7 protein-coding genes and 3 pseudogenes are annotated in these 11525 nt (G+C 63.7%); 8 read left to right on the plus strand and 2 right to left on the minus strand.

Going from position 1 to position 11525, the window contains the following annotated elements; all coding sequences use genetic code 11:
* The first annotated feature begins 16 nt into the window (after positions 1-16).
* A complete protein-coding gene (locus ACIP1U_RS27460) occupies positions 17-1009 on the plus strand; it encodes an NADP-dependent oxidoreductase (RefSeq protein WP_400321961.1) in 993 nt (330 codons plus the stop codon).
* Positions 1010-1454: 445 nt separating this feature from the next.
* Here ACIP1U_RS27460 and ACIP1U_RS27465 read toward each other — a convergent pair.
* Positions 1455-1876 (minus strand): annotated as a pseudogene (locus ACIP1U_RS27465) (transposase); the annotation flags it as partial.
* Positions 1877-2032: 156 nt separating this feature from the next.
* Between ACIP1U_RS27465 and ACIP1U_RS27470 the strand changes: the two are divergent.
* Both ACIP1U_RS27470 and ACIP1U_RS27475 read left to right on the plus strand, forming a co-directional pair.
* Positions 2033-2691 (plus strand): annotated as a pseudogene (locus ACIP1U_RS27470) (group II intron maturase-specific domain-containing protein); the annotation flags it as partial.
* A gap of 136 nt (positions 2692-2827) precedes the next feature.
* Positions 2828-3853 (plus strand): annotated as a pseudogene (locus ACIP1U_RS27475) (IS110 family transposase).
* 351 nt (positions 3854-4204) lie between these two features.
* On the opposite strand, the gene ACIP1U_RS27480 reads toward ACIP1U_RS27475, so the two are convergent.
* Positions 4205-5482, minus strand: coding sequence for a spinster family MFS transporter (locus ACIP1U_RS27480; protein ID WP_400321963.1), 1278 nt, complete (start codon positions 5480-5482; stop codon positions 4205-4207).
* 472 nt (positions 5483-5954) lie between these two features.
* On the opposite strand from ACIP1U_RS27480, the gene ACIP1U_RS27485 reads away from it, so the two are divergent.
* The 5 genes from ACIP1U_RS27485 to ACIP1U_RS27505 all read left to right on the plus strand — a co-directional run bounded on the left by ACIP1U_RS27485 (position 5955) and on the right by ACIP1U_RS27505 (position 11508).
* The gene (locus tag ACIP1U_RS27485; RefSeq protein ID WP_400321965.1) at positions 5955-6677 is read left to right on the plus strand and encodes an enoyl-CoA hydratase/isomerase family protein; all 723 of its coding nucleotides are present in this window, start codon (positions 5955-5957) and stop codon (positions 6675-6677) included.
* Positions 6678-6680: 3 nt separating this feature from the next.
* Positions 6681-7874, plus strand: coding sequence for a CaiB/BaiF CoA transferase family protein (locus ACIP1U_RS27490; protein WP_400321967.1), 1194 nt, complete (start codon positions 6681-6683; stop codon positions 7872-7874).
* A gap of 5 nt (positions 7875-7879) precedes the next feature.
* Complete coding sequence (locus ACIP1U_RS27495) at positions 7880-8740, plus strand: enoyl-CoA hydratase (protein ID WP_400321969.1); 861 nt, start codon at positions 7880-7882, stop codon at positions 8738-8740.
* A gap of 129 nt (positions 8741-8869) precedes the next feature.
* On the plus strand, positions 8870-10027 hold the full coding sequence (locus ACIP1U_RS27500; protein WP_400321971.1) for a porin: 1158 nt from the start codon (positions 8870-8872) through the stop codon (positions 10025-10027).
* Between the two features lie 32 nt (positions 10028-10059).
* A complete protein-coding gene (locus ACIP1U_RS27505) occupies positions 10060-11508 on the plus strand; it encodes an FAD-binding oxidoreductase (protein ID WP_400321973.1) in 1449 nt (482 codons plus the stop codon).
* Positions 11509-11525: the final 17 nt, after the last annotated feature.

Here is an 11525-nt window from a genome sequence, read left to right on the forward strand (position 1 = left end):
ATTCCAAGGAGCAGAGATGGCAAGAGCGTGGTACCTGAAATCGCGGCCGGCGGGTATGCCGAGCCTGGACAATTTTGCGCTGCGGCCAGCCGAGCTGGCGCCGCTGACCAGCGGCACGGTCAGGGTCCGAAACCGGTGGCTGTCGGTGGACCCGTATATGCGCGGGCGCATGAACGACGTCGAGAGCTATGTGCCTCCCTTTGCGCTCGACGCGCCGCTGGACGGTGCCGCGATTGGCGAGGTGCTGGAATCGAAGGCGGAAGGTCTGGTGCCGGGCGATCTCGTGTCGCATCGGTTCGGCTGGCGCGATGAGCTTGTGGCGCCCGCGCAGGCGTTCGTGAAACTGAGCCATGGCGGCGTCCCACCCCAGGCATACCTCAATACGCTGGGCATGATAGGGGCCACCGCGTATTTCGGCCTGCTTGCCGTGGCTGCCGCCAAGCCTGGCGAAACCTTGTTCGTCTCCGCCGCGGCGGGCGCCGTGGGCTCGACCGTGGTGCAGATCGCGCGGCTGATGGGGATGACCGTGGTCGCTTCGGCCGGCGGGCCGGAGAAGTGCGCCTATGTGAAGTCGCTCGGCGCGGATGCCGTGATTGACTACAAAGCCCCAGGCGATCTTCAGGAGAAGCTCGCCGCCGCGGCGACCAAGGGTATCGATGTCTATTTCGACAACGTGGGCGGCGATCATCTCGATGCGGCGCTCGGCGTTGCGAGGCAGGGCGCCAGGGTTGCGGTATGCGGCATGATCGATATGTACAACGGCACGGAGACGGTTGCGTTGCGCAATCTATTTCGCGTGATTTCCCATCGCATCCGCATCGAGGGCTTCATTGTTAGCGACTTCAGCCATCGCCTCGACGAATTTCGCGCGGCGATGGGGCGGTGGGTGGCCAATGGCGATGTGGTGGGGCGCGAGACCGTGATGGACGGGCTCGAGTGCGCACCCGAAGCCTTTCTGGCGCTGTTCTCCGGACGCAATCTGGGCAAGATGCTGGTTCGTCTTCCATGACGCACCACCGATGACGCCAGTCCCGGCGTGATTCTGCGGCATAAAAAAACCGGCGCTCAGAACGAGCGCCGGTTTTGCTTTGGTGCGCCCAGCATGGGCGCACTCCTGGAGGTGCAAGTCCTCCCGCAAGCTGGCCACAGTGAGCGAAGTGAAGCGCAACTGCATGAGGGTGACCGAGTGTGGAGAGGAAGCGTGGAGCATATATCATGAGCCGAGGAACACGAATCGCATAGAAGGCGGTGCCGATCAGGGCGAGCGGGCCAAGGTAGACCACCCACTCCGCTTGTGCGGCAGGCGCAAGCCAGGCGGCGAACGCCTGGGGATCCCGCAGGGGTTCGACCCTTTAGGCCGCTACCTGTCCGCGCTGGAGGCACAGGCCTGGGCACGTGGCCACCAGGGAACGTGGGCCATGTGCTCGAGGCATGAGGTTGCAGATCAGCACGCATGATGGGCGGGTGGCGTGGCACGGGGGCAGCGCGCCTGGCAGAAAGGTTTCGATGCACACCATGCGACCCTTGCCACAGACGGGGCAATCACGTAGCGACCTGCCGGTGAGCCGTAGGTAACAGTCACGGTAGTCTTCTGGCGAGGAAGGTGCATCGTCAGCAGGGGTGACGATCCCGAGCAGCCGGCGGCAGGTGGCGAGGCGGGCTGCCCGATGGCGATTGGCGAGCCACCCGTAACTGCGAATGTGTTTGAAGCCGTCGGGCAGCACATGCAGCAGGAATCGGCGCATGAACTCGTCGGCCGTAAGCGTCATTGTCTTGTGCTTGGCGCCGTTTCGGTAGAGTCCTTCCACCGGAACAGGACCGAATCGCCATCGAAGCGCAGCAACCGGTTGTTGGAGATGGCGACGCGATGGGTGTACGAAGCGCAGGATCGTATTGGGTCTGGTCAAGCGCGTCGAAATCCACAAGGATGAAATCGTCGTTGTGTTCAGGGTTGACCCAGAGCCTGGGACTCTTGACAGCGAAAATTCGAATGATTCAGACGACGGAGTGAAAAGTATGCAACGTTGTAAGCGGCGTACTGTCGCCGCTGCTGGCTAACGTCTTGCTCGACGAGGTGGGCAAGGAGTTGGAACGACGCGGCCATTGCTTTGCGCGTTACGCCGACGATGCGAACGTGTATGTTCGCAGCGTGCGGGCGGGTGAGCGGGTGATGGCGCTGCTGCGCCGCTGCTATGCCAAATTGCACCTGATGGTCAATGAAGGCAAAAGCGCGGTCGGTAGCGTCTTCGGTCGCAAGTTCCTCGGTTACAGTCTGTGGGTGGCGCGTGGGGGCGAAATCAAACGCAAGGTGGCGGCGAAACCGCTGGCGGCGTTCAAGCAGCGCATCCGGGAACTGACCCGCCGTTCAGGCGGGCGCGGCATGCCGGAGGTTGTGGGGAAATTACGTACCTACCTGCTGGGGAGGAAAGGGTACTTCCGACTGGCACAAACGCCGAAGATCTGGCGAAAGCTCGATGAATGGCTGCGTCACAGGCTACGGGCGATCCAGCTCAAGCACTGGAAGCGCGGTACCACCAATATCGGGAATTGCTGAAGCTCGGGGCGCCTGCCTCGGTCGCGAAACAGGTAGCGGCCAATAGCCGCCGCTGGTGGCGCAATAGTGACAGGCTTCTCAAGACCGTGCTTACTATCAGCTACTTCGACCGACTGGGCGTGCCTCGCCTGTCTTGACCTCAACTTCTCGAACCGCCCGGTGCGGACCCGCATGCCGGGTGGTAATGGAATGGACGCCCCCGTCCGAAACGGCATCGATGTGCCAAAGTGGTAAGTGCGTCGAAGCACAACCATCATCGAAGGAGGCGTCACCATGAACGTTACTACAGTGGGCATTGACCTCGCCAAGAATATCTTCCAGGTCCACGGCGTGAACGAGCACGGCAAGTCCGTATTGAAGAAGCAGCTAAAGCGACATCAGATGGCGACGTTCTTTGCAAACCTTCCGCCGAGTCTGGTCGGCATGGAAGCCTGCGGTTGGGGCCCACTTCTGGGCACGCAAGCTGCAGGCGCTCGGCCACACGGTGCGACTCATGGCTCCCCAGTTCGTCAAGCCCTATGTGAAGACGAATAAGAACGACATGGCCGATGCGGAAGCGATTTGCGAAGCCGTGGCGCGGCCGAATATGCGGTTCGTTCCCATCAAGAACGTCGACCAGCAAGCGGTTCTTGCGCTACACCGCGCCCGTCAGGGGTTCGTGCGCGCCCGCACTGCGCAGGCGAATCAGATCCGCGGGCTGCTCGGGGAATTCGGTCTCGTGATCCCACGGGGTATCACGAGCATTGCCCAACATGTGCCGCAGCTCGTCGAAGACGCCACAAATGAACTGCCAGGCTCGTTCCGTTTGTTGGTACAGCGCTTGATCGATCATCTAAAGGAACTCGATCGACAGGTCGAAGAGCTCGAGATGCAGATCAAGCTTGGCATCACGTGAATGACTCCAGCCGGAGGCTGGCAGAGATTCCCGGGATCGGCCCGATCACGGCCAGTGCGCTTGTTGCTTCGATCGGGGATGGCAAGTGCTTCAGCAACGCTCGGCAATTGGCGGCATGGCTAGGCTTGGTGCCGAGGCAGCATTCGAGCGGAGGCAAGCCGCTGCTGCTCGGTATTACCAAGCGCGGTGACACGTACTTGCGCACGCTGATGGTCCACGGAGCACGAGCCGTCGTTCGTTACGCCACCAACAAGAACGACGCGTTCTCGGGCTGGCTCCGTCGCCTGTTGGCAAGACGCCACAAGAACATCGCCGTGGTGGCCGTGGCCAACAGGAATGCGCGAATCGCCTGGGCACTGCTCACACAAGACCGTGCGTTCCGGCGGGATTACGCGTCGTCTTAGAGACGTCGCGTAATCCGATCGGTCTAGTAAAAGAACGTTCCCCCCAGGAGGTTGCTCGGGCAGTCACGACGTGATGGCAAGATTGGTTGGGCCGGGATCGGAATACTCTGCCCTGTCACAGGCGCTTCGAGCGCGAGGTGGTGATTAGAGCCCGATCAGCAGATTCCATCAGGGACAAAGGCGCCATAGTGGCCTTCTCAACAGTCCGGATGTATGGCCGCAATCTCAATCATCGACCCATCGCCAATGAAGGCCTGACAAAACGGGGGCGTCCATGTATGTGGCAGGGGCGTAGCCTTCACGGCTACCCCCTATGCCGATTGGTGCAATGACGCCACCCGGCGCGGCCACTCAGCCGTGACTGTCCCGGCGGATATGGCGCGAAGCCAGGACGAACAAGGCGGCGGCCAGGAGATAGATGCTCAGTCCGAACAGGATCGAGTACTTCAGCGACTGCGAGCCGAACTGGGCGCCAAGCACGTCGGCGAGGAAGCCGAACAGCAGGCTGCCGAACCCGATGCCGATCAGGTTGTTGATGAAGAGGAAACAGGCCGACGCCGTGGCACGCATATCCGGCGGCACCAGGTGCTGGATCGAGGTGATGACCGGGCCGATCCAGAGATAGGCCAGCGCGCTCGGCGGCAACAGCAGGATGAAGGCCACTGTCAGCGACTGGCTGAGCAATCCAATCGCGTAGAGCGGCACCACCAGGACGAACGCACAGGCCGGCAGCAAGACATAGGCGGCCGGGTTGGCGGCGCCAAAGCGGTCGCCAAGCCAGCCGCCGCACCAGATGCCGATCAGGCCGCCGGCCAGCACGAGCGACCCGTAGAACATCGAGATCTGTACCAGGTCGAGCCCGAAGCTCCTGCCGAAGAATGCCGGCAGCCAGAAGAGCAGGCCGTAGTTCACCATGGAAGCGAACGAGGAGGCAAAGGCAATCAGCCAGAAGCTGCGCTTGCCGGCCAGCAACCTGACGATCTGGCTGAATCCGGCGCCGGGCTGGGCGGGCTGGGGCGCGGGCATGCTCTCGTCCTGGCCGCCGCGCGCGGGTTCGCGCACCGCCATGCGGAAGATCGGCGCAAACACGACGCCGGCCAGGCCTACCACCACGAATGCCGTGCGCCAGTCGACGGCATTCGCGATCCAGCCGCCGAGCATGATGCCCGTCGCCGAGCCGATCGGAATCCCGAACGAATAGACAGCAAAGGCCCGGGCCCGCTGGTGCCTGGGAAAGTAATCGGTGATCAGGGCAAAGGAAGGCGCGACGCCACCGGCTTCGCCGACGCCGACGCCCATCCGGTAGAGGAAGAGCTGCCAGAAGCCGGTCGCCGTGCCGCAAAGGGCGGTGAACAGGCTCCACAGCGTGAGCGAGATCGTCACGATCCAGCTCCGGCTTTTTCGATCCGCCAGCCAGGCCACCGGGATGCCGAGTGCGGCGTAGAACAGCGCGAACGCTACGCCGCCGAGCGCGCCAAGCTGGGTGTCGGTCAGCCCCAGCTCGCGCTTGATGGGGATAGCCAGGATACCGATGATCTGCCGGTCGACGAAATTCAGTGCGTAGACCACGAGCAGCAGCGCCAGTACCGTATAGCGGTAGTTCGAGCGTAGCGGTGTGGCAGGTGACATTAGTTGCGTTGGATTGAGCATGACGTTCCCTGAGGTTTCGATCTTCGGCGGTCCGGGCGGACGGCCGGTTGTGACACGCGCGCAGGCACGCGTTCTGGTGCTGCAACTTCAACTTGCCGGCTAACTGGCTAACGGGAGGTTGTCCTTCCAATACGGGGTGATATCGGAAGCCGGGGGTGGCGTGCGCCGTGGCCATGTGCCTCTCCCTTTGCCCGGCTTTTGTTTTAGGATACATAATAAAATTTTGGGATTCAATTAAGGGATTCCATCAGGTGCTATTCCGTTGTGTGAAGTTGGCTGAAGCAGCACATGGCGACGATGCTTTGCACATTTATCGAATGTTTTACAGGTTTTTCTGGATTTATAGGTGCAAACGAGAATCTGGCCGCCGCAATTCTGCTTTCCTAGTTGTTTGCAAATGGGATACCAAATGTGTACGATGTATCCATTACAACCAATGAGGAGAGAGACTTTGTCCGACGGAGCGGTGTCTTATGAATCGGTGCAAGGCGTGGCCCGGATCACGATCCGGCGCCCCGGGAAAAAGAACGCGGTGAACCGGTCCGTCGCGATCGGACTCGAGCAGGCGTGGCTGCGCTTCGGCGAGAGCGGGGACCGTGTGGCGGTGATCGCCGGCGAAGCGGAGGACTTCACGGCGGGCATCGATGTCGGCGATCCCCCGGTGAATGCCAACTGGGCGCCCAACCTGGCGGTCCCCATCCGCAAGCCCGTCATCGCGGCGGTCGAAGGCTGGTGCATCGGTGCCGGCATGATCATGTTGCAGCAGGTCGACCTGTGCATCGCCGCATCGTCGGCCAGGTTCCGCTACCCCGAAGCGCGCATTGGCCTGACCCGCGGTTTCGCAGTCGGGCTGGCGGCAAAAGTGCCCCACAAGCTCGCCATGGAGATCCTGTTGCTCGGCCGCGTGCAGCGTGCCGAAGACATGTATCGCGCGGGACTTGTGAACAGCGTAGTCGAACCAGGTCAGGCGCAGTCGGTGGCGTTGGCCTGGGCCAGGGAGATTGCCGAGGCCGATCCGCACGCCGTGGCCTATATCAAGGCTGGCGTCGACGAGACCGTGCCACGCGGCAACGCGGAGCATGCCGAACGCGTGCGCTGGCTGACCGAGCAGGTGCCTGCGAACCGGCGCCTGCTGGATGGCGAGATCACGCTCGCACACCTGAAGCGGGTGTGACCCATGCGAACGCCTGATACCGAAACCACGGCTACCCCGCCGCTGCGCGGCTTGCGCGTGCTGGACCTGACGCACTTTCTTTCCGGGCCATTCGCCACCATGATCCTTGGCGACCTCGGTGCGGACATCATCAAGATCGAACCACCCGGCGGCGATCCCACACGCCAGATTCCGCCGTTCCATGACGAAGGCGTCGGCACGTTCTACTTCAGCGTCAACCGCAACAAGAGGAGTGTCGTGCTGGACCTCAAGTCAGAGGAGGGCAGGGAGGCCTTCCTTGCGCTGGTGGAAAGCGCCGATGTGGTGTGCGAGAACTTCCGCCCGGGCGTGCTGGACCGGCTCGGCATTGGCTACGCCGCCTTGCGCGAACGCAAGCCGGACGTCGTGCTGTGCTCGATCTTCGGCTTCGAGAGGGAAGGCGAATATGCCGGCCGCCCCGCCGTGGATACGTTGGTCCAGGCCCTGAGCGGCATCATGAGCCTGACCGGCGAGCGCGACGGCCCGCCGGCGCGCGTGGGTGTCCAGATCGGCGACACCGGCGCGGGCCTGTGGGCCGCGATAGCGATCCTGGCCGGTCTGCACGGACGCAACGCCGATGGCAAGCCCCGCCATGTCGAAGTCGCTCTTTTCGACGCGCAGCTGAGCTTGCTGGTCTGGCAGGCGCAGGACTATCTCACCCACGGCACGGTCTATACGCGCATGGGCACACGCCATGCCACGCTGCCGCCCAGCCAGGCGTTCGTCTGTGCCGACGGCCGCTATGTCTACGCGACGCCGAGCGCGCTGCCGCACTGGTGGAAGGCATATTGCGAAGCCTTGCACCTGCCCGAGCTGGCGCTGGATCCCCGCTTCGCGGATCTTGCGCTGCGCCAGCGCAACCGCGACGAGCTCGAGGCGATCCTGCTCGCGCAATTCGCACGGCATCCGTCGGCCTACTGGATCGACCGGTTCGGCACCCACGACGTGCCTGCTGCCCTGGTTCAGAGCGTCGACGAAGCCTTTGCATTCCCGACCGTCAAGCGCCGCAACATGGTGGTGGAAGTGCAGGAGCCCGGCGGCAGGGTCACGCGCATGGTCGGGAATCCCATCAAGACCGGGGCAGCCGAGCACTTTACCGCACCGCCGGCACTGGGCGAGCACAACGACGAGGTCCTACGGCACGTCGCAGCTGGCCAATCGCATGCACAAGGACGATGAACATCATGGAAACCAAAGCGAGCACGGAAATCGTTCTGTTCGAGACGATCGGCCCGGTCGGCGTCATTACCCTCAATCGCCCGGAAGTGCGCAACGCACAGAATGGTGCGCTGCTCTATGACCTGGATCGGGCGCTGGAGCGCTTCGCCTACGACGACGACCTCGCGGTGGCGATCGTGCGGGGCAACGGCCCGCACTTTTCCTCGGGGCACGACCTTGGCAAGACGGCGGACCGGCATGTCTCGTTTGAGCGCAAGTCGCTGTGGTGGGACCACGTCGGCAAGGCCGGCGTGGAAAACCGGTTCGCCCGCGAGAGCGAGCTCTATGTCGGCCTGTGCCGGCGCTGGCGCGACCTGCCCAAGCCTACCATCGCCGCGGTGCAAGGCGCCTGCATCATGGGCGGCCTCATGTTGGCATGGTCCTGCGACCTGATCGTCGCCAGCGAGGATGCCTATTTCGCCGATGCCGCGGTGGATTTCGGCATTCCCGGCGTGGAGCTGTTCGGGCACCCGTGGGAGCTGGGCAGCCGCAGGGCCAAGGAGTTTCTCTTCACCGCGGAGCGGCTCTCGGCCGCCGAAGCCTACCGCCTTGGCATGGTGAGCCGGCTGGTGCCGCGCGAGCAGTTGTTCGACGCATCGCTGGCACTGGCCCGGCGCATCGCCCAGCGCCCGCGGCTGGGCCTGGCGCTGGCCAAAAAGGCCATCAACCAGTGCGATGACCTGATGGGATACCGCAGCGGCACCGATCTCGCCTTCGGCCTGCATCAGCTGGCGCACGCCCACAACGCGGAGAGCGGAGGCAGCCCGAACGGCGCCGGCTCTCCCCAGCTCGTCAAGCAAACGCTGTCAGCCAGCTCGGCCGGATAGCTTCCAGCCACCTTCACACCGCAGGAAACGCTCCGTGCAGCAGTTTGCTCACAGCGTCATGCCCGCGCTGCCGGGCCGATGCTGCGCGTGCGAACAGAAAAAAAACAAAGACCAAGGAGATGATTTGCCATGAGACGGTCGTACCTTGCCATCCTGAGCCTGCTCTGCAGCCACGCAATCGCGCAGTCGTCCGGTGTTACGCTGTATGGCGTGGCCGACATGCCGGTCGAGTATGTCAACCGGATGGGGCGCGGCATCCCTACGGTGGTGGGCAACCAGCTGTCGTACCAGCCCGGCGGCAAGCGTATCTCGATGCCGACCACCGGCGGACTATCGGGAGCGCGCTGGGGTCTGCGCGGGACTGAGGACCTGGGCGGCGGACTGAGCGCCTTGTTCGTGCTGGAGAGCGGCTTCGGTCTCGACACCGGCGTCATGATCGCGGGCCGCTTGTTCGGGCGCCAGGCCTACGCGGGCTTGCAGAGCGAGCTTGGCCGGCTGAGCTTTGGTCGCCAGTACACCACGCTGTTCGATGTCCTGGCCAATTTTTCGCCCAACCGGTATTCGGTGCTGTACGAGCCGATCGCCTGGCAGCTTGGCCCGAACTACCGCGAAGACAACATGCTCAAGTACACGGGCACCTTTGGCCCCGTCACGGCGACGGCGCACTATTCATTCGGTACTGGCGTGGGATCCATCGCCGGCACGCCGCTGGCCAGTGGCGGCAATGGCGAAACGCCGGGCAACCTGCGTGACAACACCGCCTGGGGCGCGGGTGTTGCTTACTTGGCCAATGGCTTCGGCGCCGCGCTGGGCTACGACCAGTGGAACCCGGCAGCGGTCGCCGGGCAGCCCGGCAAGGCACGCAAGGCGGCCGGGGCGCTCAGCTACACCACCGGGCCGGTCAAGGTCATGGCGGGCTACCGCTGGGGCAGTGCCGACGCCGGCGATGGCACGACGCTCTTGCGCGACGACTACTACTGGGCCGGCGTGAACTACCAGGCAGCGCCCGCGCTGGGCCTGACCCTCGGCTATGCCTATGCCAGGCTCAGGCTCGTGCGCCTGTCGGCCGCGGCACCGGCGATCGAGCCGCCCAACCCGTGGCAAGTGAACTTCATCGCCGATTACGACCTGAGCAAGCGCACCGATATCTACCTGACCGCGGCCTACGCACGCAATGCCGGCCTCAACTTCGATACGTCGCCGATCGGCTTCGCGAACGGCTACTTTCCCACCGTGGGGCAGAAGGGCATGTGCGGTGTCGCCGTGGGCGTTCGCCACAAGTTCTAATTTTTTTTATTTTGCGACGGAGACTGAACGCAGTGGAGACCCAGACCGCCTTAGTGCAGGCACTCAGCGCCATCGTCGGCAGCAACGGCTGCCTGATCACGGACGCCGACACGGCACCGTTCGTCACGGACTACCGCGGCATCTATCGCGGCAAATCGCCGGTGGTCGTCATGCCCGCCACCACCGGGCAGGTGAGCCAGGTAGTGGCTTGGTGCCACGGGCATGGCATTCCGATGGTGCCGCAAGGAGGCAATACCTCGCTGATGGGTGGTGCAGTGCCCGACGACAGCGGGACCACGGTGGTGATCAGCCTGCGCAGGATGAACCGCGTGCTTGCCGTCGACACGGTCAACGACACGATGACCGTGGAAGCCGGCGTCACACTGTCCGCAGCCCGCGCGGCGGCCGAGGGGCGCAAGCGGCTGTTCCCGCTGCGCATCGGCTCCGAGGGGTCGTGCCAGATCGGCGGCAACCTGTCGACTAATGCCGGCGGCACCGCGGTGCTCCGCTATGGCAGCATGCGTGACCTGGTGCTTGGCCTTGAGGTGGTGCTGCCGGACGGCCGCGTCCTTTCGTCGCTGAAGGGCTTGCGCAAGGACAACACAGGCTACGACCTGAAGCAGCTGTTTGTCGGCGCCGAAGGTACTCTGGGCATCATCACCGGCGCGGTGCTGAAACTGGTGCCGCAGCCGCGCTCGACCGCGACAGCATTCGTCGCCGTGGCAAGCCCGGACGCCGCCGTCAGGCTGCTGGGCGAAGCGCGCACGCTGTCAGGCCAGGCTGTTACCGCCTTCGAGCTGATTTCCGCCCCGGCGCTGGACCTGGTACTTGCCCACCATGGCAACGCCCCATCGCTTCTGCCGGGGCGGCATGACTGGATGGTGCTGATCGAGCTGGCGTCGGCGGGCGAAGCGGAGCACTTGGACGCCGCGATGATGGAGATCCTGGAGTGCGGTCTCGGCAATGGCTGGGTGGCCGATGCCGCAGTCGCTGCGAGCCTGGCCGACGCGCAACGGTTCTGGCGCATCCGCGAGGAGATCTCGGACGCCCAGGGCTACGCCGGCGGCAGCATCAAGTGCGATATATCGGTGCCCCTGTCCCGCATCGCGCAGTTCATTAATAAGGCATCCGCCGCAGTACTGGCGCTGGAGCCCGCCATGCGCATGGTCATCTACGGGCATATGGGAGATGGCAATGTGCACTTCAACCCACTGCGCCCTGCGTGTCGCGATGCCGGGGCATTCCTGGCGCGGTGGCACATGGCGGTGTCCAACCTTGTCGACGACCTGGTGCACGCGGAGAACGGTTCGATTTCAGCGGAACACGGCATTGGCGCAGCCAAACGCGACAGCCTCGACAGGTACAAGTCGCAGGAGGAGTTGGAACTGATGTGGCAGGTCAAGCGTGCGCTCGATCCAAAAAATCTGATGAATCCTGGGAAACTGCTACCGTCGGAACCGACATTTGTAGTCGGGGTTTGAGCGACAAGTGTTGAGGA

The sequence above is a fragment of the Cupriavidus sp. NPDC089707 genome (genome assembly GCF_044748965.1).
Lineage (GTDB): Bacteria > Pseudomonadota > Gammaproteobacteria > Burkholderiales > Burkholderiaceae > Cupriavidus.